Below are 22206 nucleotides of genomic sequence, written 5' to 3' on the forward strand. Positions count from 1 at the left end.
CCACATCAACACGGCCTGCCCCCAGGCACACATGGCCACCCAGCCTGCCGGCACCGGTCGGCTTGCGGGCTGTCCCCGACGCTCCACATCGGAAAAACAGATCACTTACCACGGAAACATCTGTTGGACAGCACTTCGTGTCGTCTCAAGGATGTCTGGTGCGGTAGCCCGGCCGACGAGGCCGGGGGTGAACTGCCGCACGAGTGGAGGCTGAGAGTGCCGAGTGAAGAGACTGAAGTGGTCGTCGTCGGGGCCGGCCAGGCAGGTGTGGCGATGAGCGAACACCTGGGAGCCCACGGCGTGCCGCACCTCGTTCTGGAACGCGACCGCATCGCCGAGCGATGGCGCTCGGAGCGGTGGGACTCGCTGGTCGCGAACGGGCCCGCGTGGCATGACCGCTTCCCTGGGCTGGAGTTTCCCGACGTCCACCCCGACGCCTTCGCCACGAAGGACCAGATCGCGGACTACTTCGTCGCCTACGCCGAGAAGATCGGCGCACCGATCCGGTGCGGTGTCGAGGTGACGTCGGTGCGCAGGCACACGGGGCGGCCCGGCTTCCAGGTGCGGACGTCAAAGGGATCCATCGACGCGCGCTTCGTCGTGACGGCGACCGGGCCGTTCCAGCAGCCCGTGATCCCGCCCATCGTCCCGGACGGCGCCGTACACACCCAGATCCACTCCAGCGCGTACCGCAATCCGGAGCAGCTGCCCGACGGCGCGGTCCTCGTCGTGGGGGCCGGTTCCTCGGGCGTTCAGATCGCCGACGAGCTGCGCAGGTCGGGACGGAGGGTCTTCCTCTCCGTCGGGCCGCACGACCGTCCTCCCCGCCAGTACCGGGGACGGGACTTTTGCTGGTGGCTCGGCGTCCTCGGAATCTGGGACGCGGAGACCCCGCCCCGAGGCGCCGAACATGTCACCATCGCGGTCAGCGGAGCGCGCGGCGGCCACACCGTCGACTTCCGCGCCCTGGCCGGCAGCGGTATCGAACTCGTCGGCATGACCGCGTCCTACGACCACGGTGTGCTGCGCTTCGCGCCGGACCTCGGCACGAACATCGCCCTCGGCGACGAGAAGTACCTGGCATTCCTCCGGGCGGCCGACGCGTACGTCGAACGCGACGGACTCGGCCTTCCCGAGGAGCCGGAGGCCCACGCCCTCGGCCCCGACCCGGAGTGCGTGACCGACCCCCGCTCCGAGCTCGATCTCGCCGAGGCAGGGGTCACCTCCATCGTCTGGGCGACGGGCTTCGCCGCCGACTACAGCTGGCTGCACGTCGACGCGTTCGACGAGAGCGGCCGGCCCGAGCACCGCCGCGGCGTCTCCCGCGAACCGGGAGTCTACTTCCTGGGCCTGCCGTGGCTGTCCCGCCGCGGGTCCAGCTTCATCTGGGGGGTGTGGCACGACGCCCGGCACGTCGCCGACCACATCGCGACCCGGCGCAGCTATCTGGCCTACGCGTCCGACGACCGGCCAGGCGCCGCACCGGCAACACAGCACAACTGAGGAGCAGTCATGACCTCCACGCAGGAGAGCCGGCAGCCCAGTGCCCCCCTCACCGCGGGCGGGCACACCAGGATCCGGCCGTTCAACACCCGCGACACCTATCCCGAGCAGAACCTCGCCAACGACCTCTGTCAGGCCGTCGTCGCCGGGAACACCGTGTACGTCCGGGGCCAGATCGGCCAGGACCTCGACACCAGTGAGTCCGTGGGCATCGGTGACGCCGAGGCACAGGCCGAGCAGGCCATGGCCAACATCAGCATGCTGCTCGAAGAAGCGGGCAGCCGCATGGAGCACCTGGTCAAACTGACGATCTACCTGATCGATCCGCGCTATCGCGAGGCGGTGTACCGCACCGTGGGCCGCTGGACCCAGGGCGTGCACCCCATCTCCACGGGCCTGGTGGTCTCCGCACTCGCCCGCCCTGAATGGCTGTGCGAGATCGACGCCGTCGCCGTCATCCCCGGAAAGGAGCAGGCATGACGTTCTCCCTGATGGCACGGGACGGCGAGCGGTTCGGTATCGCGGTGAGCTCGTCGAGTCCGGCGGTCGCGGCCCGGGCCGCACACCTGCGGCCCGGGGTCGGCGCGGCGGCCTCGCAGAACGTCACCGACCCCATGCTCGGCACCAGCCTGCTGGAACGACTGGCCGAGCACGGTGACGCGCAGCGCGCCCTGGCCGACGTCACAGGTGCGCCACAGCACGCCCGGACCCTCGCGTACCGGCAGTTGACGGTGCTCGGCCGCTCAGGCCCGGGCTTCGCCTACAGCGGTTCACGCACGCTGGGCACGCACGCCTCCGCCGCCGCCGACGGCGCGGTGGCAGCCGGCAACATGCTGGCGGGCGAACACGTACCCGGCGAGCTCCTCGACGCCTACCACGCGGCCGGAGGCGAGCTGGAGGAGCGCTTGCTCGCTGCCCTGAAGGCGGGCCTCGCGGCCGGCGGGGAAGAGGGCCCTGTGTACTCCGCGGGCCTGGCGGTCGTGGCGGACGTGGGCTGGCGGGTGACCGACCTGCGGGTGGACTGGGCGGAGGAACCGGTGGACCGGCTCGGTGACCTGCTCGACGTCTGGCTGCCGCAGCGCGACGACTACGTGCGCCGCGGTCTCGACCCGGCCACGTCACCCTCCTACGGCGTTCCGGGCGACCTGTGAGGGGCGCGCTGAAGGAGGCCGCCCAAAAGACGGTGGCCCGCCACGCCGAGGAACTGATCGGGCTCTCCGAGCGGCTGCACGCCGACCCGGAGACCGCGTGGGAGGAGCACAGAGCCGCTGCCGCGGTCCCGGAACTGCTCGACCGCGCCGGGTTCGACGTCACCTCGTCCTACCTGGGCCTGGAGACGGCATTCCTCGCCAGGGCGGGGGAGGGGCCGGTACGGGTTGCGCTGTGCGCGGAGTACGACGCGCTGCCCGGCCTCGGTCACGCGTGCGGGCACAACCTCATCGCGGCGAGTGCGGTGGGCGCCGCGCTCGGTCTGGCCACCGTCGCCGCAGACGCCGGACTGACCGTCGAGGTGTACGGCACCCCGGCGGAGGAGGGCGGCGGCGGAAAGATCGAGATGCTCGACCGAGGAGCATTCGCCGGGGTGGATCTCGCCATGATGGTCCACCCGGCCCCGGTCGACGTCGCCGAGGCGCGGCCCTTCGCGGTCAGCCACTCCAAGGTCTCCTACACGGGGAAGTCGGCGCACGCCGCGGCCTACCCGGAAGCGGGAGTCAACGCGGCCGACGCCTTCACCGTGGCCCAGGTCGCCATCGGTCTGCTGCGCCAGCAGCTGCCGGCCTCGGCCAGGGTGCACGGGGTGGTGACCCACGCGGGGGACGCCCCGAACGCCGTCCCGGAGCGGTCGGCCGGGCGTTGGTACGTGCGCGCGGAGACGCTGGCCGAGCTGGCCGAACTGGAGCCACGGGTCATGCGGGCCTTCGAGGCCGGTGCCCTGGCGACCGGCTGCGACCTGGAGATCGAGCCGGAGAGCAAACCGTACGCGGAGTTCCGTGCGGACGAGACCGCGCTGGAGCACTACCGGGCCAACGCCCTCGCGCTGGGCAGGCGGTTCGCGCCGCCCGGCCAGGCCGCACGGATGAACCGTGCCTCCACCGACATGGGCAACGTGTCGCGAGTGGTGCCTGCCATCCACCCCTATATCGGCGTCGGTTCCCTGCCCGCCACCAACCACCAGCGCGAGTTCGCCGCGCACTGCGTGGGCGGGACGGCACAGCGGGCGCTGCTCGACGGGGCGATGGCGCTGGCCTGGACCGCCGTGGACCGGAGCGCGTCGAGCCGGGAAGCAGCGGCATGACCGGGGCAGCCGCCGCGTGGTCCGGCCACGCACGGCGGCCGCCGCCGCACGCGTGCGCCGGCGAGGCGCTGCGAGTGCCCAGGTGGTGCGCATCGCCTGGGCGCCGGCGGCGCCGAGGGGCGCCCGGACGCGAGCTGCTGGGCGGCACGGAACTCCGCGAACCCACCGGCCCGGCCGCCCCGCCCGGCCGGCCCACTTCCTGAGGGGCAAGCGCCGGGGCTCCGCACCGCGCTCCGGCCTCTCCACCCATCCTCACTAGGAGGCGCGTATGCGCACCCGTAACAGTGGAGCCGCGACGCACGACGTCGAGGCGGCCACCGATGTGATCTCGTTGCGCAGGAGCGTCGCCGCAGGGGCCGTGGGCGTGTTCGTGCACTGGTTCGACTGGGCTGCCTACGCCTACCTCGCCGGCACGGTGGCCACCGTCTTCTTCCCGTCCGAGGACAGCACGAGCGGGCTGCTGGCCGTGTTCGGCGTGTTCGCCGTCTCGTTCGGCATCCGGCCGATCGGTGCCCTGGTGTTCGGCTCGCTCGGTGACCGGATCGGCCGCAAACGCACCCTGTCACTGGTCATCTTCACGATGTCGGGCGCGACCCTGGGGATAGGTCTGCTGCCCGGCTACGCGTCACTCGGTATCGCGGCCCCGGTGATCCTGGTGCTCCTACGGCTGGTGCAGGGCTTCGCCGCCGGCGGCGAGTTCGGCAGCGCGGCCAGCTTCCTCGCCGAGAGTGCGCCCCGGCGCCGCCGCGGATTCGGCGTCAGCTGGCTGGAGGTCGGCTCACTTCTGGGCTTCCTCGCGGGGTCGTTCGTCTTCCTGCTGCTGTCGACCGGTCTCGACGACAGCCGGCTGACCTCCTGGGGCTGGCGCATCCCCTTCCTCATCGCCGCACCGCTGGGCATCATCGGCTTCATCATCCGCACCAAGATCGAAGACACCCCGGAGTACCGGGCGATGGAGGCGAACGACACAGCACCGCGCAGCCCGGTCCGGGAGCTGCTGCGCTCCCACAGGCGAGAGCTTCTCCAGGCGGCGGGGCTGATGACCGCCATGCACGTGCCCTTCTACGCGGTGCTGACGTACCTTGTCACCTACCAGACCGACCACCTGGGACACTCGGCCGACAGCGCCGCGCTGCTGTCCACCGCGATATCGCTTCTGGGCCTGGCGCTCGTGCCCCTGTTCGGTCTGCTGTCCGATCGGGTGGGCCGCAAGCCCGTGTTCGTCGGGGCGACAGCGGCGCTGTTCGTCCTGTCCACTCCGGCCTTTCTCCTCATGCGGACCGGACTCGCGGGAACGTGGGTCGCGGGCCTGCTGCTCGGCGCGATCCTGGCGGCGATCCTCGGCACCTACGCGGTCTGGTCCGCGGAGGTCTTTCCCACCCGCACGCGTCAAAGCGGGCTGTCCATCTCCTACAACCTCACCGCGGCCCTGTTCGCCGGCACAGTGCCGTACCTGATGACCATGCTCATTTCCACGACCGGCAGCACTCTGGTGCCAGGCCCGTACCTGATGGTGTTCGCCGCCGGCGGTCTCGTCGCCGCCCTGACCCTGCGGGAGACCGCCGGTTCCACCCTGCTGCGTCCCGAGGACGTCTCCGAGTCGCCTTCCGAGTCGCCTTCCGGGACACCGCGGGGCGAGGCCGCCTAGGTTGGGGGCGCAGCCGACCGTCCGGCCCAGGGATCACGCATGACATCACCAGTGGGTTTCACCCTCGTTCAGCTCCGCTACTTCCTCGTCGCCGCCGAACACGGTTCGATGACGGAGGCGTCGGCGAAGCTGCACATCGCGCAGTCCGCGGTGTCCGCCGCCATCGACAACCTGGAACGGGACCTGCAAGCGCAGCTGTTCATCCGGCGACGGGGCCGGGGACTGACCCTCACACCCACCGGAGAGAGGCTCAGGCAGCAGGCGCGGGACCTGCTGGCCCGTGCGCGTGAGGTCGAACGTGAGGCCCAGGGAGACGGCGAGACCCTCTCAGGGCCTGTGGCCGTCGGCTGCTTCGTGACCCTGGCCCCCTCCTACCTGCCGCCGCTGTTCAGCGAGTGCACCAGACGCTTTCCGGGCATCGAGATCGACGTGGTGGAGGGGGAGACGGACCAGCTCGTGCACGCGCTGGAGGCGGGACGCATCGACTTCGCGCTCACCTACGGGCTCGGTCTGACAGCCGAGCCGGCCCTGCGGAGCGAGACGATCGCCCGGGCCCCCGCCTATGTGATCGTCTCGACCGGTCATCCGCTGGCCGGACAGGGCAGTGTGGAGCTGGCGGAGCTGTCCACCGAGCCACTCGTTCTGCTGGACCTGCCGCACAGCCGTGACTACTTCCGCTCGCTGGTGGCCGCCACCGGCACCGCCCCCGATGTCCGCTACCGCACCCAGAGCTACGAGACCGTGCGCTCCCTGGTGGCGCGCGGGCTCGGCTTCTCCGTACTGAACCAGCGGCCGGCCACGAGCCAGACCTACGGCGGCGGTGAGGTCGCGGAACTGGAGCTGCGGGACGGCAGCCCCGCGCTCGAAGTCAAGATCGCCTCGGTGGACGGCGTGACGCAGAGCCCCCGCGCCCGGGCCGTGATGGCGCTGCTGCGGGAGATCGCTGCGCACGGCTCCGAGTCCGACAAGGTCTGAGCCGGTGACGTCGAGCGGTTGAACCCGTGTCTCCTCGCCGAGGACCACGCGTCAGGCCCCGTCCCCTCCTCGCGGTCGGATGCGGTCGGTGACACAATGCGGTCCTCGAACCGGGGGTTGGCGATGCGATGTTCACGCCGCACGTGGCGGTGGGTCGGTGGTGCGTGGCTGCTGCTCGTGGTCGTGGGGGCCGGCGCCACCTTGGCGCTCGACTCCGGAGCGCCGTCCCATCCGGAGAACGGCGACCGGCCGTCTCCGGGGGAGATGGACGAGATACCTGAGGGGTGCGAGGAGGAGGCAGCCGATGCCAGGCGGCACGCGGGGCCGGACGGAACCTACGCGGTGGTGTGCCAAGGAGTCCTCACGGCATCGGAAGGGCCCTGACCACCTGAGAGGATCGCTTCGACGCGGATCAGTGGTGCCCCGGGTGATGTCTTCGGCCTTGCCCGCGCTCGCCTCTCCAGGCGTGTCGCACGTGTGGTGGCCGCCGTCGCGGCCCCCGCGGACACGCGACGCGAAAACGGATGCGATCCTCGTCCAGTCATGCTGGGGTCCCGCTATGAACGATCACCGACTCGACGAAGCCGGCCTGACGGACAGGACGGAACGGAACCTGGCGGAACACGCCTGTCACCTCCACCGGAGCATGGCTGGTGCGACCGTCACTGAGGCGGAAGACCTCGTGATCGCCGACAGTGGCCTGGACGACGACACCTTCAACATCGTTGCCGCGGCCCGCTTCAACGCCGCGGACGCCACGGCACGCATCACCGAGACTGCTCGTGGGGTGGCTCGCACCGGACGCCGTTTTTCGTGGTGGGTGGGGGCGGCCTCGACACCACCGGACCTCACCACCCGCCTGACGGCGGCAGGTCTGTCCGCGTTCGAACGTGAGACGGCGATGTGGGCCGAGCTGGACACCACGCCGCCGCCGTCCGCCGTCCCAGGACTGGACATCCAGAGGGTGGCCACGCCTGAACAGCTCGCCGATTACGCCACGGTTCTCGCCGCGAACTGGGACCCGCCTGCTGACACCGTCCGCCGCTTCTTCGCCCAGGCCGCCCCGCAGGCACTGGCCGCGCACTGCCCGGCCCGGTATCTGGTCGGCTACGTGGACAGCCGTCCGGTCTGTTCCGCTGAAGTGTTCCTGCACGCGGGAGTCGCCGGTATCTACAACATCTCCACGCTGGCCGCCCACCGCCGACGTGGCTACGGCGGCGCCGTCACGCGCGCGGCACTCCGTGCGGCCCGCGAGGGGGATCACCGCATCGCGGTCTTGCAGGCGTCCGCCGAGGGCGAGCCCGTCTACCGCCGCCTGGGATTCCACTCGTGCGGCCAGTTCACCGAACACGCCATCAACCCCTGAACCACCGAACTCCCCGGCGGGAGCCGCGCGGCCGGGCCGCAACGAGAAACCGTACTGGGCGCACTCGCCTGCGGGGGAGGTGTCGCCCCGGGCGCAAAGCGTGACCTGGCCGTGCGCCTCCGGTCGCGGCGCGGACGCCGCCGCGAGAGGCGCCGGGACGGCCGGTGTGTGAACCGAGGCTGCCGGCCAGCGCCCCCCGGCTCGCCCGTCGCTGCCGTCACAGGCTCAGCAGCACGTCCCGGACCGTGGCGGGCCTGGACAGGAACGGGTGATGGCCGGCGTCGAGTTCGACGACGTTGCCGGCCCGGCCGGCGAACTCGCGCTGCACGCGCGGCGGAGTGCCCCGGTCCTGGGCGCACACGAGGTACGTCGACGGCACCTGTTCCCATGCGGCCGCCCCGACCGGCTGCTCGGTGACCTGGGCGCTCTGCCGGGCGAGGCGGTCCGCTGCCTGTGCTTGCACCGCGGGCTCGCAGTCGTGCAGAAAGGTGTCCACGAGCAGCTTCGGGCGTACGCCGAAGGTGCCGGTGTCGGGGTCGACGTCCAGGAACGGGGCGGGGCCGGAGTCCCCGAAATCCGACAGCCGCTGCCCGACCCTGGGCAGGTAGCTGGAGACCATCACCAGGTGACGCACCGACGCGACCTGCGCGGCGGCTTCCGCTGTGACGATGCCGCCGTAGCTGTGAGCGACCACAACGGTCGGCTCGTCGCTGCCCAGCAGCGTCCGCCGCACTGCCGTGACGTCCTCGGGCAACCCCGGACCGGCGGCACCCGCCGGCACGCCCGTCTCACCGCAACTCGGCAGCGCCGGGGCCACGCTCGCCATGCCCCGCTCCCGCAGCAGCTCCGCGGTGCGGTGCCACCACCACGATCCGTCCCGTACGCATGCTCCGTGCACAAAAACGACCCTCATAGCCACCTCGTCCTCAGCGTTGTCCTTCGGTGGAAGCTACCAGCGCCCGCCGATACGCGAATTCCGCCGACAGCGAGCCCCGCTGAAGAGACGACCGACGACTGAGGCCCGCCACCACGGAAGGCCGCGCACCTCTCCGGACCGATCGCCGGAGCCTGCTCCGCCGCGACGCGACAGGGGAGTACCTCGACGCGGTGCTCGACTACACCGTGCACACCCGCGCGACGACCCGGCCCAGCGAGACGGTGCCCACGCGCGCAGCGATCGGCTTAGCGAGGCGGAGAAGACCGGCCGTGCGTGCACGCTGCCTCCTGGGCGGCCATGACCTCGTCGCCGTGCGCGAAAGCCCATGCGCCGACGGCGTCGATGGGCGTCAGCAACGTCCGGCCCAAAGGGGTGAGTTCGTACTCGACGCCCGCACGTGCGTCCGGGTGTGTGCGCCGGTCGATCAGGCCGTTGAACCGCAGTCGTCGTAGCGTCTCGGTGAGGACCTTGGAGCTGATACCCCCGATCCGCTCGCGTAGTTCGACCGGGCGTCTCGGCCCGTCGCGCAGTGCCCAGAGCACCACGGCGTTCCAGGTGTTGGAGAGCAGGTCGAAGGCGAGGCGGGCCCGGCAGTCGGCGAGGAAGGCGTCGGTCGTCACGTACCAAATGGTGCCTGAAGCTGTCTCTAGCGTCGGTACGAACGAGCGAAGAGTGCACGGAGAGGAAACGTGTGATGAGAATCGGCGTACTGGGAACCGGCGGCATGGCGGACGCGCTCGCCACCCACTGGGTGCGGGCCGGACACCAGGTGACCATCGGGGGACGGGACACGCACAAGGCAGAGCGGCTCGCGACGCGCATCAAAGGCAGCAGCGTGAAACCTGCCGGTCTGCGGGCGGCAGCCGAGTTCGGTGAGGTGGTGTTGGCCGCGCTGCCCTTCGGCGCGGGAGCAGACGTGGCACGGGAACTTCGCGAGGCCCTGGAAGGCAAGGTACTGATCGACTGTTCCAACCCGGTCGGCCCCGGCTTCCGGCTGCTGACCGAAGGAGGCCGCTCGGCCGCGCAGCAACTGGCTGCGGCGGCGCCGGAGGCCCACGTGGTCAAGTCTTTCAACCTCTGCCATGAGGACGTCTGGCGCATGCGGCCGCCCGTCTTCGACGGACGACCACTGGCCGTGCCGGTCTGCGGGGACGACGAGGCGGCCGTCGAGCGCGTCCGCGTGTTGGTACGGGACGTGGGCTGCGTACCAGTGGCCGGCGGCGGTCTCGCACGGGCGGGGCTCCTGGAGGCGACTGCCGCCTTGTTCATCGCCCTGTGGGTGGGCGAAGGCGCGGACGCCCAGGCCATCGCGCCTCCCCTGGCCTACGCGGCCGGGCCGACCCGCCGGGACGCAGCTGGCGGCACAGAGGCTCACCGTTCGGAGCACGGAGACTGACCAAGAGGAGCGCCGAGGCTCTCTCCGTTACCGGCGCGCAGGCTCTCCGCCGGAAGGGCCGAGGCCCCCCGTTGGGAGCGCCCAGGCTCACCGTCGCGGGGCCCGAGGCCGAGGGCAGGGCCGTAGAGCTCAGGACGTACTCTCTTACCGGTCGAGCAGGCGAGCCGGGGGAGAGGTGGAGAGTGAGGCCGGACATGGAAGACACGCAGATACCCAGGCGGGTCGCCCTCCTGCGGGGATGGGCCCGCTTCTGTGCCGGTCTGGCTCTCGGCCTGGTCGTACTCGCGGCGCTCCTGCTCTTCGTCGGGCTCGACGCGCACTCGGCCTACGCGCAGGCAGCCACCCCGTCGTGCGGCTCCCTTGTCTTCCCCGATGAGCAAGGGATGGAGACGGCCCCGTGCCACACCAGTCAGCTGCGTCAGGCCGGTCGCGTCGGTCTGACGATGGTCGGCGCCCTCGGCTGCGTGGTGGGGAGCGTTCTCCTGCGCCTCGAGGAGACTCGCACGGACGGACGTCGCGAGAAATCCCCGCGGCGCGGCGCCGACGGCACCGTGGGTGAGCGATGAATTCTGGTGTCTTCGCTGGTCTGGATAAGAACAGTTGGCAGATCTCGAGAAGGCTGGTGGATCTCATGAACGTCGCGCGAGTGCTGATGGTCGCTCCGGTACGGAACCTCGACACTGCGGTGGTCTGGTATGCACGCTTGCTGGGGCGGCCGGCGGACACCCGGCCGATGCCGTCGTTGGCCGACTGGCACCTGACATCGGGTGGCTGGCTACAGGTTTTCGAGGACCCGGCGCGTGCCGGCTCGACGCTGCTCAACGTGGAAGTGCGTGAGCTGGACAGGGAGCTGGCCGGGCTCGCGGAGCGCGGTCTGACGACCGGACCCGTGCAGACCGGCGGTGAGCGCACCCGGTTCGCGGCCCTGGAGGACCCCGATGGCAACCAGGTCACTTTGCTGGAGAACCCGGTGGCTTGACCGGTCCCGACGAGCCGGAGCGGACGACCGCGAGCACCACACGTGCAAGGGATGAGCGACCGTGCGGAGGCGAAGTGGTCTTTGAGACGTCGAGTGGCCGTGTACAGGGCAGGGCGTCCGCTGACGGCGTCACCGCCGTGCTCGGAATCCCGTACGCGGCCGAGCCGTTCGCCGCCCGTCGATTCCGTGAGCCACAACCGGCGGCTGGCTGGGCCGGCATCCGGGACTGCACGGCCTTCGGCCCCATCGCTCCGCAGTCAGCGGAGCTGCCCGGAGCGCCGGTGTGGCGGGAGGGGGATGAGGACATCCTCACCGTCAACGTATGGGTGCCGGATCGCGCGGGTGCCGGTGCGCTGCCGGTGTTCTTCTGGATTCACGGCGGCGCGTACACCTTCGGCTCCTCCGCTCAGCCCGACTTCGACGGTACGGCCCTGGCCCGTGCCGGGCTGGTCGTGGTCAGCTGCAACTACCGGGTGGGCTTCGAGGGCTTCGGCCATGTTCGCGGCTTCCCCGACAACCGCGGGCTGCTGGACCAGGCCGCGGCATTGCGCTGGGTCAGGGAGAACATCGCGTCCTTCGGCGGCGACCCCGGTAACGTCACCGTCGCCGGGCACTCCTCCGGAGCAGGTTCGATTGCCTGCTTGATGACCATGGAGCAGACCCGGGGGCTCTTCCGGCGGGCCATCGCCCACAGCGTGCCCAGGGCCTACTTCGCGGTCGAACTCGCCCAGGCGGTCACCGAGAGGATAGCGGTGGAGGCCGGGATCGCCCCTGCCGCCGAGGCGCTGCTGTCCTTGTCACCCGCCCGGTTGGTGGCGGCCTCCGACGAGGCCGCCGCGAACAGCGGAGCCGGCCCCGCGGCGGCGGTTCACGCCTTTGACTCTGTGCTCTTCCAGCCCGTCGTCGACGGTGAGGTGCTGCCCGCGAACCCGCTGCGCGCGGTCGCAGCCGGGACGGCGCGGCAGGTGGACCTGCTGGCGTGCCACACCCTGGAGGAGTACTGGTTCCTTCACACGGTGGGAGCCGTGCGGGAGGTCACCACCGAGTCGGAACTGGCCGACTTCGCCGAGGCACTGGGCCTCCCGGACCACCTGGTCGACGGCTACCGCGCGCTGATGCCGGAAGCGCCGGTACTCGATCGCTACTTGGCGATGTCCGGCGACGCGCAGTTCGGCGAGTACACCACCCGCCTCGCCGAGCACCATGCGAGGGCCGGCGGCCGGGCGTACCTGGCCCGCTTCGCCCGCAGGCGGGCTGATGCCAGACCCTGGCACACGGCGGATGTTCCCTTCGCCTTCGGCAACTTGGACGCCGTCGGCGCCGACTTCCTCATCGGGGGCGCGCCCGACGACCACGACCGCGCCCTGTCCGCCCGCATGCTCCGCTCCTGGGCCGACTTCGCGTCCACCAGCGCTCCAGGCTGGCCGGCGGTCACCGCAGGCGCCACCCCGGTCAAGCACTGGGCCTTTCCCGACGACCACCTGGCCGCCGACGACAGGTCCGACCTCCGGGCCTTGTGGCGGGACGTCCGGTTCGACCTGATGCGCCCCGGGCGCTGACGCAACCGGACGAGCCCGTGCACGTGCCGGCTTCTTCGGGCTCGCTCCGAGTTCCTGTCGCGCCGCGGATCGACACCCGGGAGCGGTGTCGATCCGACCCTCGCGCGGGTACGTTCGATCCACCACACCCGTGGGTAGTGGAGGATGAACACCGGTGACACCGGTTCGGTCGCATCGGCCTGATCGCCGGGGCAGGGGCCGGGGGCCTCCTCCGACGGATACTGCTGGACCAACGATGTGCGCGGTAGGCCGGTCACAGCCTCGGGCGAGTCGGCCGGGCCCGCACACTCATGTGTGCGAGCCCTGGTCCGAGTCCGAGCCCGAGTCGGAGCCCGAGTCCGGGGCCGGGACCAGGTCCGGGTCTTCGGACGTCGGGGCGGGGCCGTTGGTGAGGTAGCGAGTGAGCATGGCGACGAGTTCGTTCTCGAGTCGTGTGGTGTCGGTCTGTTCGGAGGCGGCCATCATCTTGTGTACGACCAACTCGATCGTCGAGACGACGAGCCGAGCGGCGGTGTCCGTATCGGCGACACGTACGTCGGGGTGATCGCGGAGCAGCCTGCGGGCGTAGGCGGTGCGTTCGAGCTCGCTCTGGGCGACGCGTTCGAGTATGGCGGGGGTGCGGGGGCCCTGTTCCATCATCACGCGCAGCAGTTGCGGATCCTCGCGGTGGTTGTCGATGGCTCGGCGCACGTAGAAGCGCATGACGTCCTCGAGGGACGCGGGAAGCCGGCCGTCCTGATCCAGAGGAGTGGCGGCCCTGCCGGCGTCGAGGTGCCGGGTCAGCAACTCGACCAGGAGGGCGTCCTTGTTGGGGTAGTACTGGTAGAGCGACCCGATCGAGACCCGGGCCCGCTCGGCGATGCGGTTGGTGGTCCCGGCCGCGTACCCGTACTCGGCGAAAACGCGAGCAGCGGCGTCGAGGATCCGCTGCCGGGTCAGTTCGGCCCGGACCTGGCGGGGCTGTTTACGTGGTGCGAGACCGCGGCGGTCGGACGTCATCGGACCTCCTGCCAAGGGGTGGGAATGCGAGTAGCGCACGAGCTGAGTAATTGCTCACAATAGTGCCATGAACTGCGGTGATGCGGGCGCCCTGCGCCTGCTGCCGTACCACGGACCCCTGTAGGGAAGCTGTCATGACACATGTCTCCAGGCGCCCCCGCCGCATCTCCGTGAATGAGGTTCTGGCACGGCTCGGGCCGCCGGAACCCATGATCGAAGCCAAGGTGCAAGACCGCGTCGACGACTACATCCGCTTCTTCATCGCCCACTCGCCTCTGCTGATGATGGCCACCGCCGACGCGGCCGGACGCGCCGACTGCTCGCCGCGCGGGGACTATCCGGGCTTCGTGAAGGTCCTCGACGAGCAGACCGTCGCCCTGCCCGACCGCCCCGGCAACAAGATCGCCGATTCCTTCCGCAACCTGGCCGAGAACGACGGCGTCGGGCTGTGCTTCCTCGTCCCCGGGATGCGGGAGGTCCTGCGCGTCAACGGCAGCGGCTACGTCGCCGACGAACCCGACGTGCTGGTGCGGATGCGCACCGAGGCCAAGCAACCCCAGTTCGCGATCGTCGTCGAGGTGGCCGAAGCCTACTTCCACTGCGGGCGGGCGCTGATCCGCTCCCGGCTGTGGGACCCCGCCAGCCAGGCACTCGCCGAGGGCATGCCGTCGCTGGGCGAAGTCGCCGCCGCGCAGTTCGGCGTCGACCAGGACCCCGCGCTGCTCGAACAGGCCCTTGAGGCCGGATACCGCGAGCTCTACTGACCACACCGCACCGGCTGACAGAGGAAGAACCGATGCAACAGACCGTCGTCGAACGTCTCGACCGTCTCACCGAGGACGTCCTCGCCCTCACCCTGCGCGCCACCGGCGAAGAGCTCGCGCCCTGGGAGCCCGGCGCCCACATCGACCTGTTCGTGCCCAACTGGCTGACCCGGCAGTACTCCTTGTGCGGCGACCCCGCCGACCAGGACGCCTACCGCATCGCCGTCCGCTACGACCCGCTCAGCCGCGGCGGCTCGGAGTACCTGCACCGCTTCCTGCGCCCGGGCCGCACCCTGAACGTGTCCCTGCCGCGCAACCACTTCCCGCTGGTCCCCGCACCGCGTTATCTCTTCCTCGCCGGCGGAATCGGCATCACGCCGCTGCTGCCGATGGTGCGAGCGGCGGCCTCCGCCGCATCCCCCGCCACCTTGCTGTATGTGGGTCGGGCAGCGGAGAGCATGCCCTTCGCCGACGAACTGCGACGCTCCTACGGCGGCCGGGTGCGAATCGTGGAGACCGCACGGGAGGGCAGGCCCGACCTCGGCGCTCTCGCGGCCCGCCTCGAGCCGGACACCCTGGTCTACTGCTGCGGTCCGGCCGGCATGCTGGCGGCGGCCGAAGCGGCGTTCCCCGCCGAGCGGTTGCACGCCGAGCGGTTCCAGCCCGCGGCCCGCGCGTTCGGCCCCGACACGGCCTTTGAAGCAGTCTGCGCCCGGTCTGCGAGCACCGTCGCCGTGCCGGCCGGCGTCTCCTTGCTGGACGCCCTCACTCACGCCGGGCACCCCCTCCCGGCCGGGTGCCGTGAAGGCGTGTGCGGCAGCTGTGACGTCGCCGTCCTGGACGGAGCTCCCGAGCACCGGGATGACATCGGCGCACCCGAGGGCCGCATGTACGCGTGCGTGTCCCGCGCGCTGTCCCCCCGCCTCGTCCTCGACCTGTAGGGGGGTCCGAGGAGGGACCGGATCCGCCCGCAGGCGGTCCGCCCGCGAGCCGGCGCCGCACCCACCCTCGCCGGGGCGCGCCTCAGTGCGGCTTGCGCCACACGGAGATGTGTTCCGTGCTGTCCTCGGTGAACGGCGCCCCGTCCCAGTCCGCGACGCGGCGCTCCAACTCGAGCCCGGCGATCCGTGCCATCAGGTCGAGCTCCGCCGGCCAGGCGTACCGGTGCCGGGAGGTGCCCTGGCGGTAGCGGCCGTCGTCGCCGTCCCGGGTGAAGTGGTGCGAGACGAGAACCTGTTCGACCAGGTCGAAGGTGTCGAAGCCGAGATGCTGCTCGGACAGTTCGATGCCCGCTACCTGCACGCCCCGTTCCCGGAGCGGGACGCCCACGCGCCCCGTTCCGATGGCGAACTCCAGTGTCCGGCTGCCTTCGGCGAGCTCGGCGAGGAAGGCAAGAGTCGGTTCGAGTACGGCGGCCGAGGACATCTCGGTTTCCTCGGCGTCGTAGCGGTCGGCGGTCGCTCGGCTCCACAGCTCACTGCTCGTCACGGGCGGCCACTTTGCCGCGGTGATTCTTGAGGCACTCATCGGCCGAACGAAACGACCGCGGCAGCAGTGCGAAAGAAAACTGGCTGACCAGGCTGTCAGATCGGGGCCGGTACGTGCCGGTCGGTGTGGCCGTCGGAGAGGTGGTGTCTCCGGCGGCCGGTCAGCGGGCGGCGAGGAATTCGAGCGTGTCGAGCACGCGGTTCGAGAAGCCCCACTCGTTGTCGTACCACGCGACCACCTTGATGTGGCGGCCGTCGACCCGGGTGAGGGACGAGTCGAAGATCGATGAAGCGGGATCGCCCGTGATGTCGGACGACACGAGCGGGTCGTCCGCGTACTCGAGGACACCGGCGAGCGGCCCCTCCGCCGCGGCACGGTACGCCGCCAGCACGTCGTCGCGCGTCACGTCGCGGGCCACGGTCGTGTTGAGTTCGACGATCGAGCCCACCGGCACCGGCACGCGGATCGAGTCGCCCGACAGCCTGCCTTCCAGGTTGGGCAGCACGAGGCCGATCGCCTTGGCGGCGCCCGTGGTGGTGGGGACGATGTTGACGGCGGCGGCGCGGGCGCGGCGGGCGTCGCGGTGCGGGCCGTCCTGGAGGTTCTGCTCTTGCGTGTAGGCGTGCACCGTCGTCATGAACCCGTGCTCGATACCGGCGAGTTCGTCGAGGACGGCGGCCAGCGGCGCGAGCGCGTTGGTGGTGCAGGAGGCGTTGGAGACGATCGTGTGGACGGCCGGGTCGTAGGCATCCGTGTTGACCCCGAAGGCGAGCGTGACGTCGGCGCCGTTCGACGGCGCGCTGACGAGTACCCTTTGCGTGCCCGCGTCGAGGTGGGCGCGGGCGGCCTTCGCCGAGGTGAAGCGGCCGGTGGCTTCCAGAACGATGTCGACGCCGTAATCGGCCCACGGCAACCGCGCCGGTTCGCGTTCGGCCAGCACCGTGATCCGACGGCCCCCGACGACGAGGGCGTCCCCGTCGACGGTCACCGGGCGCCCGAGCCGGCCGGCGGTGCTGTCGTAGGCGAGCAGCCGGGCGAGAGCGGCGGGCTCCGTCAGGTCGTTGACGGCGACGATCTCAAGCGTGCTGTCGCGCTCCAGCAGCGCGCGCAGCACATTGCGTCCGATGCGGCCGAATCCGTTGATGGCGATGCGCGTCATGAGTGAGGTCCTTTCCCTTCCACACCAGACTCGCCCGCGGCCGGCGGCGCTGACAGTGGCGGCATCGCCAGGGCTCGCAAGGATCTTGCCAGCGGCCGATGCGGAGGCCCGCCAGGCGGCCGGCTCCGAGGCATCACGCCGCGCCGTGGCCGGCGGAAGGACTCCGCCCGTGGTGCCGGGCGGTTACTCGCCGCGGGCGAAGGTGCGCCGGTACTCGCTGGGTGTGGTGCCGAGGATGCGCTGGAAGTGCAGGCGCAGGTTCGCGCCGGTGCCGAGTCCGACGTCGGCAGCGACCTGCTCTACGCTGCGCTGTGAGCGTTCGAGCAGCTCGCGGGCCAGGTCGATGCGGGCGCGCATCACCCACTGCATCGGCGTGTAGCCGGTCTCCTCGACGAAGCGACGGGAGAACGTGCGCGGCGAGACGCCCGCCTGCCGCGCCAGCATGTCGAGGGTGAGGGGTTCGTCGAGCCGGTGCAGTGCCCACTCGCGGCTGGCGGTGAACCTCTCGCCGAGTGGCTCGGGAACGCTGCGCGGCACGTACTGGGCCTGGCCGCCACTGCGGTAGGGCGCCGCGACCAGCCGCCGGGCCGCGTGGTTGGACGCGGCCACTCCCAGGTCGCCGCGCAGGATGTGCAGGCACAGGTCGATGCCCGAGGCGGCTCCGGCGGAGGTGAGAACGCTGCCCTCGTCCACGAACAGCACGTTCTCATCGACCTGGACGAGGGGATACCTCGCCCGCAGCGCCCGCGTGTAGTGCCAGTGCGTGGTGGCCCGTCTGCCGTCGAGCAGGCCCGTGGCGGCGAGCGCGAAGGCGCCCGTCGAGATGGCGGCGAGCCGCGTGCCCCGTCCGTGCGCGGCGATCAGTGCGTCGACGACGTCGCGCGGCGGGTCGTTGCGGTCGGGGAACCGGTAGCCGGGGACGAAGACGATGTCGGCCCACGCGAGCGCGTCGAGTCCGTGGGCGACGTGGTACGCGAGCCCGTCGCCGCCGGCCACCAGACCGGGATCCGCTCCGCACACCCGCACCTCGTACGGCATGCTCGCGCGGGTCGTGAAGACCTGCGCGGGGATCCCGATGTCGAGCGGCTTCGCCCCCTCTAGCACGAGGACGGCGACGCGTTGCGGGTGTGAGGCTGACACAGGAAGAGGTTACGGGGGGCGGGAGTGGCTTCGCTCCACCACCACCTACTGCGTCGCTGAGCGCTGTACGGCGGCGAGGTGAGAGGGCCCGGCGCCGGCGGGGGCCGCGTGCGCACCGAGGACTGTCCGATTGCCCTGCCGTGGAGCCCCATGGGGGCCCGGCCGCGTCGTGCGCCCGGCCGGGAGCAAGTCTCGCCGGAGCATCTCCGCGAGCGCGGCAGAGGTGGCCTACGCCGTACTCGAGCTGCCCCGGACGCGGGCGGCGGCCCCTTCCCAGGGTGTTTGATCACCTGCGGGCTCGTACTGCCGTAGCGGAAGAGCCTGGCCCAGCACCGTCCGCAGCGTGGCGAGATCTCCGTGCAGCGCTCCCGCCGCCCGGGCCTGTACGAGGATGTTGCCGTAGGCCGCCGCCTCCGCGGGGCCGGCGACGACAGGGAGTCCGCAGGCGTCGGCCGTCAGCTGGCAGAGCAGCTCGTTGTGCACGCCGCCGCCGACGATGTGCACGGTGCGCACCTCCCGCCTCGACAGCCGCTGCGCGTCGGCGACGGCGGCGCTGTGGGCGAGAGCGAGCGAGTCCAGCACACAGCGTGTCGTCTCCGCCGGGTCGCGCGGTACCGGCTGCCCTGTACGGCGGCACGCCTCGGCGATCCGGCCCACCATCCCGCCCGGCGCGAGGAATCGCGGGTCGCCGGCGTCCACGACCGAGCGCAACATGGGCACCTTGGCCGCCCGGCCGAGCAGCTGGGGCAGGTGCTGCCTGGAACCGTCGGCCTCCCACTCGCGCAGGCACTCCTGGAGCAGCCAGAGCCCCATGACGTTGCGCAGGTAGCGCACCGTGCCGTCCACCCCGAGTTCGTTGGTGAAGTTGGCCCTGCGGCTCTCCTCGGTCAGTACCGGCGTGTCCAGTTCCATACCGACAAGCGACCAGGTGCCGGTCGCGATGTACGCGAAACCATCCCCGGCGGCGGGAACGCCCACGACAGCCGAGGCGGTGTCGTGCGATCCGACAGCAGTCACCGGCACGGGCCCGTGCCGCTCCGTCGCCGACACTGTGCCGGGCAGTAGCTCACCCGCCGGGTCGCCGGGGTGGCGCAGGGGCGGGAAGAGCGACACGTCGATGCCGAGCGCATCGGCGACGGGCCGGGACCAGTCGCGCGTGCGGGGGTCGATGAGCTGTGTGGTGGACGCGTTGGTCACCTCCGTCCCCCGCGTGCCGGTCAGCCAGTAGGAGAGGAGGTCGGGGATCAGCAGCAACTGGCGCGCCGCGGGCCACTGGGCGCTCCTCCGGGCGGCGCAAAGCTGGTACACGGTGTTGAAGGGCAGATGTTGCAGCCCTGTGTGCGCGTACAGCTCCTGGGCGGGCAGTGCCGCGGCGACCTCGGCTTCCATACCGTCCGTACGGGCGTCGCGGTAGTGCACCGGGTTACCCAGTAGGGCGCCGTCCGCGTCGAGTACGCCGAAGTCGACCGCCCAGGTGTCGATACCGACCGAAGCGAGCCTCCCCGCCCTCGTCCCGGCCGCACACAACCCGTCCAGCACGCCGCGGTAGAGGCCGAGGACGTCCCAGTGAAGTGTCCCTCCCGCTCCTGGTATGCGTACCGGCCGGTTCGGGAAGCGGTGCACCTCCTCCAGAGTCAGCCCTTCCCCGGCAACAGTGCCCAGCACGACGCGCCCGCTGGACGCGCCCAGGTCGACAGCGGCGAAGGCGGCCCCGGCAGGGGAGTCCGGGGTGGCTTGTGGCACGGCGGTGACCTCACGCTCGGCGGGTGGTGGCGGGGGACCGGTGGCGGGCCGCCCCCGTGGGCTGCGGCCCGCCACCGGAGACCGGGGCGAAGGGACCAGGCGAAGGGCACCCTCGGTAGGCGTCAGCGCAGGAAGGCCGCGGCGACCCCGGCGTCGACCGGGATGTGGAGCCCCGTCGTCCGACTGAGGTCACCACCGGTCAGCGCGAAGACCGCGGCGGCGACGTGCTCCGGCAGCACCTCGCGCTTGAGGAGGGTGCGCTGGGCGTAGAACCGGCCCAGCTCCTCCTCGGGCACGCCGTAGACCGCAGCGCGCTGCGCGCCCCAGCCGCCTGCGAAGATGCCCGAACCCCGCACGACGGCGTCCGGGTTGATGCCGTTGACGCGGATCCCTCGCTCGCCCAGCTCGGCCGCGAGGAGACGCACCTGGTGCGCCTGGTCGGCCTTGGCCGCGCCGTAGGCGATGTTGTCGGGGCCGGCGAAGACACCGTTCTTGGACGAGATGTAGACGATGTCGCCGCCCATGTTCTGCTCGGTCATCACCCTGGCCGCCTCACGCGCGACGAGGAAGGATCCGCGGGCCATGATGGAGTGCTGCCGATCCCAGTCGGCAGCGGTGGTCTCGCTCAGCGGTTTGGAGACGGAGATTCCGGCGTTGCTGACGACCAGGTCCACGCCGCCGAATGCCCGGACGGCTTCGGCGAAGGCCGCGGCGATCTGCTCCTCCGAGGTGACGTCGACCGTCACGGGCAGCGCGTGGTCGGGCCCTCCCAGCTCCTCGGCCACCGTGCCCGCACTCTTCGCGTTCACGTCGGCGACCACCACGCACGCGCCCTCGGCGGCCAGCCGGTGCGCGATGGCGCGGCCGATCCCGGACCCTGCGCCCGTGACCATCGCGACGCGGGTGGCCAGCGGACGGGGAGCGGGCATCCGGCGCAGCTTGGCTTCCTCCAGCTCCCAGTACTCGATCCGGAACTTCTCCGACTCCTCGATGGGCGCGTACGAGGAGACCGATTCGGCGCCGCGCATCACGTTGACGGCGTTGAGGTAGAACTCGCCCGCGACCCGCGCCGTCTGCTTGTCCTTGCCGAAGCTGAACATGCCCACGCCCGGCACCAGCACGATCGCCGGGTCGGCACCGCGCATCGCGGGGGAGCCAGGTGACGCGTGCCGCGCGTAGTACGCGCGATAGTCCGCGCGGTACTCCTCGTGCAGCTCCCGCAGCCTCGCGACCGCTTCCTCCAGCGGCGCTTCCCCGGGCAGGTCGAGGACGAGAGGGCGCACTTTGGTGCGCAGGAAGTGATCCGGACAAGAGGTGCCCAGCGCCGCCAGGCGGGGGTGCTTCGTTCGGGAGAGGAAGTCGAGGAGCACCGGCGTGTCGTCGAAGTGCCCCACCTGAGGCCGATCGCACGAGGCAAGCCCGCGCACCGTCGGTGCGAGCGCCGCCGCGCGGGCCGCGCGCTCGGCCGGCGGCAGCGGCGCGTAACCGGGACGTACGGCGCCGAAGGGTTCGGCGCTGCCCCGTTCCGTCACGAAGTGCTCGGCGGTGCTGATGATGTGCAGGGAGTTGCGTTCGCACTCCTCGCTCGTGCTGCCCCAGGCCGTGATGCCGTGCCCGCCCAGGACACAGCCGATGGCCTCGGGGTGTGCCTCCTGCACGGCGGCGATGTCCAGGCCGAGCTGGAAACCCGGACGCCGCCATGGCACCCACACCACCGTGTCGCCGAAGCACTCCCGGGTCAGTTTCTCGCCGTCCTTGGCGCATGCCAGCGCGAGGCCGGAATCGGGGTGCAGATGGTCCACGTGTGCGGCGCCGACCAGCCCGTGCATCGCGGTGTCGATGGACGGCGCCGCGCCCCCCTTGCCGTGCAGGCAGTAGTCGTAAGCGGCCACCATCTCATCCTCGCGCTCGGCCCCCGGGTACACGGCCGGAAGTGCGCGGAGACGGTCAAGACGGAGCGCTGCCAGTCCCCCTTCCGTCAGCGTGCCCAGGTCGCCGCCGGAGCCCTTGACCCACATCAGTTCGGTGTCCGTACCGGTGACGGGGTCGGGCGCTGTTCCCTTCGCGGAGGTGTTCCCTCCGGCGTAGTTGGTGTTGCGCGGATCGCTGCCCAGCCGGTGCGAGCGTCCCAGCAGCGCGGACACCTCGACGGTGTGGGAGGTGGAGGGGTGCGGGTCAGGGGCAACGGTTGCCATGTGGCTCGTCCTTCTCGATGCGGTCGGTTGTCCTCGACGGGACGCCCTGCGGCTGGAGG

At 71.2% G+C, this 22206-nt stretch carries 21 protein-coding genes; 13 read left to right on the top strand and 8 right to left on the bottom strand.

Annotated features, from left to right (window positions below):
• Window positions 1-237 precede the first annotated feature (237 nt).
• From DQ392_RS31420 to DQ392_RS31450, 7 genes are all read left to right on the top strand, one after another.
• Window positions 238-1503 (top strand): flavin-containing monooxygenase, encoded by a 1266-nt coding sequence (locus tag DQ392_RS31420; RefSeq protein ID WP_281273058.1) that lies wholly within the window; start codon window positions 238-240, stop codon window positions 1501-1503.
• 9 nt (window positions 1504-1512) lie between these two features.
• Window positions 1513-1983: a RidA family protein gene (locus tag DQ392_RS31425; protein ID WP_114019108.1), complete on the top strand. Its 471-nt coding sequence runs from the start codon at window positions 1513-1515 to the stop codon at window positions 1981-1983.
• Window positions 1980-2654, top strand: coding sequence for a DUF1028 domain-containing protein (locus DQ392_RS31430; RefSeq protein ID WP_114019109.1), 675 nt, complete (start codon window positions 1980-1982; stop codon window positions 2652-2654). The genes DQ392_RS31425 and DQ392_RS31430 overlap by 4 nt, the downstream gene beginning before the upstream one ends.
• On the top strand, window positions 2651-3799 hold the full coding sequence (locus DQ392_RS31435) for a M20 family metallopeptidase (RefSeq protein ID WP_220182676.1): 1149 nt from the start codon (window positions 2651-2653) through the stop codon (window positions 3797-3799). The genes DQ392_RS31430 and DQ392_RS31435 overlap by 4 nt, the downstream gene beginning before the upstream one ends.
• A gap of 268 nt (window positions 3800-4067) precedes the next feature.
• Window positions 4068-5447 carry an MFS transporter gene (locus tag DQ392_RS31440; RefSeq protein WP_114019110.1) on the top strand — a complete coding sequence of 460 codons (1380 nt, stop codon included), beginning with the start codon at window positions 4068-4070 and terminating at the stop codon, window positions 5445-5447.
• A gap of 39 nt (window positions 5448-5486) precedes the next feature.
• Window positions 5487-6422: a LysR family transcriptional regulator gene (locus DQ392_RS31445; protein ID WP_114019111.1), complete on the top strand. Its 936-nt coding sequence runs from the start codon at window positions 5487-5489 to the stop codon at window positions 6420-6422.
• Between the two features lie 646 nt (window positions 6423-7068).
• Window positions 7069-7788: a GNAT family N-acetyltransferase gene (locus tag DQ392_RS31450; protein ID WP_245982205.1), complete on the top strand. Its 720-nt coding sequence runs from the start codon at window positions 7069-7071 to the stop codon at window positions 7786-7788.
• A gap of 217 nt (window positions 7789-8005) precedes the next feature.
• On the opposite strand, the gene DQ392_RS31455 is transcribed toward DQ392_RS31450, so the two are convergent.
• Both DQ392_RS31455 and DQ392_RS31460 read right to left on the bottom strand, forming a co-directional pair.
• Window positions 8006-8701, bottom strand: coding sequence for an alpha/beta fold hydrolase (locus DQ392_RS31455; RefSeq protein WP_114019113.1), 696 nt, complete (start codon window positions 8699-8701; stop codon window positions 8006-8008).
• 269 nt (window positions 8702-8970) lie between these two features.
• On the bottom strand, window positions 8971-9345 hold the full coding sequence (locus tag DQ392_RS31460; protein ID WP_114019114.1) for a winged helix-turn-helix transcriptional regulator: 375 nt from the start codon (window positions 9343-9345) through the stop codon (window positions 8971-8973).
• Between the two features lie 74 nt (window positions 9346-9419).
• On the opposite strand from DQ392_RS31460, the gene DQ392_RS31465 reads away from it, so the two are divergent.
• From DQ392_RS31465 to DQ392_RS31480, 4 genes are all read left to right on the top strand, one after another.
• Window positions 9420-10121, top strand: coding sequence for an NADPH-dependent F420 reductase (locus DQ392_RS31465; protein ID WP_114019115.1), 702 nt, complete (start codon window positions 9420-9422; stop codon window positions 10119-10121).
• Between the two features lie 194 nt (window positions 10122-10315).
• Window positions 10316-10687 carry a hypothetical protein gene (locus tag DQ392_RS31470; protein WP_114019116.1) on the top strand — a complete coding sequence of 124 codons (372 nt, stop codon included), beginning with the start codon at window positions 10316-10318 and terminating at the stop codon, window positions 10685-10687.
• Between the two features lie 65 nt (window positions 10688-10752).
• Complete coding sequence (locus DQ392_RS31475) at window positions 10753-11100, top strand: VOC family protein (protein WP_114019162.1); 348 nt, start codon at window positions 10753-10755, stop codon at window positions 11098-11100.
• Between the two features lie 137 nt (window positions 11101-11237).
• Window positions 11238-12659: a carboxylesterase/lipase family protein gene (locus tag DQ392_RS31480; RefSeq protein WP_245982206.1), complete on the top strand. Its 1422-nt coding sequence runs from the start codon at window positions 11238-11240 to the stop codon at window positions 12657-12659.
• A 288-nt stretch (window positions 12660-12947) separates the two neighbouring features.
• Here the strand turns inward: DQ392_RS31480 and DQ392_RS31485 are convergent, their stop codons facing one another.
• Entirely contained in the window at window positions 12948-13658 is a 711-nt protein-coding gene (locus DQ392_RS31485; protein WP_114019118.1) for a TetR/AcrR family transcriptional regulator, read from the bottom strand.
• A 134-nt stretch (window positions 13659-13792) separates the two neighbouring features.
• Here DQ392_RS31485 and DQ392_RS31490 point away from each other — a divergent pair, with 134 nt between their 5' ends.
• Both DQ392_RS31490 and DQ392_RS31495 read left to right on the top strand, forming a co-directional pair.
• On the top strand, window positions 13793-14422 hold the full coding sequence (locus tag DQ392_RS31490) for an MSMEG_1061 family FMN-dependent PPOX-type flavoprotein (protein ID WP_114019119.1): 630 nt from the start codon (window positions 13793-13795) through the stop codon (window positions 14420-14422).
• A 32-nt stretch (window positions 14423-14454) separates the two neighbouring features.
• A complete protein-coding gene (locus tag DQ392_RS31495; RefSeq protein WP_114019120.1) occupies window positions 14455-15363 on the top strand; it encodes a PDR/VanB family oxidoreductase in 909 nt (302 codons plus the stop codon).
• 82 nt (window positions 15364-15445) lie between these two features.
• On the opposite strand, the gene DQ392_RS31500 is transcribed toward DQ392_RS31495, so the two are convergent.
• The 5 genes from DQ392_RS31500 to DQ392_RS31520 form a co-directional block, all read right to left on the bottom strand.
• Window positions 15446-15910, bottom strand: coding sequence for a class I SAM-dependent methyltransferase (locus tag DQ392_RS31500; RefSeq protein ID WP_181856651.1), 465 nt, complete (start codon window positions 15908-15910; stop codon window positions 15446-15448).
• 160 nt (window positions 15911-16070) lie between these two features.
• Window positions 16071-17069, bottom strand: a complete 999-nt coding sequence (gene gap, locus DQ392_RS31505; protein WP_114019122.1) for a type I glyceraldehyde-3-phosphate dehydrogenase — start codon at window positions 17067-17069, stop codon at window positions 16071-16073.
• A 183-nt stretch (window positions 17070-17252) separates the two neighbouring features.
• The gene (locus DQ392_RS31510; protein WP_114019123.1) at window positions 17253-18209 is read right to left on the bottom strand and encodes a GlxA family transcriptional regulator; all 957 of its coding nucleotides are present in this window, start codon (window positions 18207-18209) and stop codon (window positions 17253-17255) included.
• 228 nt (window positions 18210-18437) lie between these two features.
• Window positions 18438-19952, bottom strand: coding sequence for a rhamnulokinase (locus DQ392_RS31515; protein WP_114019124.1), 1515 nt, complete (start codon window positions 19950-19952; stop codon window positions 18438-18440).
• A gap of 122 nt (window positions 19953-20074) precedes the next feature.
• Window positions 20075-22147, bottom strand: a complete 2073-nt coding sequence (locus DQ392_RS31520) for a bifunctional aldolase/short-chain dehydrogenase (RefSeq protein ID WP_114019125.1) — start codon at window positions 22145-22147, stop codon at window positions 20075-20077.
• Between the last annotated feature and the right edge of the window lie 59 nt (window positions 22148-22206).

Origin of the sequence: Streptomyces reniochalinae (assembly GCF_003323735.1) — a bacterium.
GTDB lineage: Bacteria > Actinomycetota > Actinomycetes > Streptomycetales > Streptomycetaceae > Streptomyces > Streptomyces reniochalinae.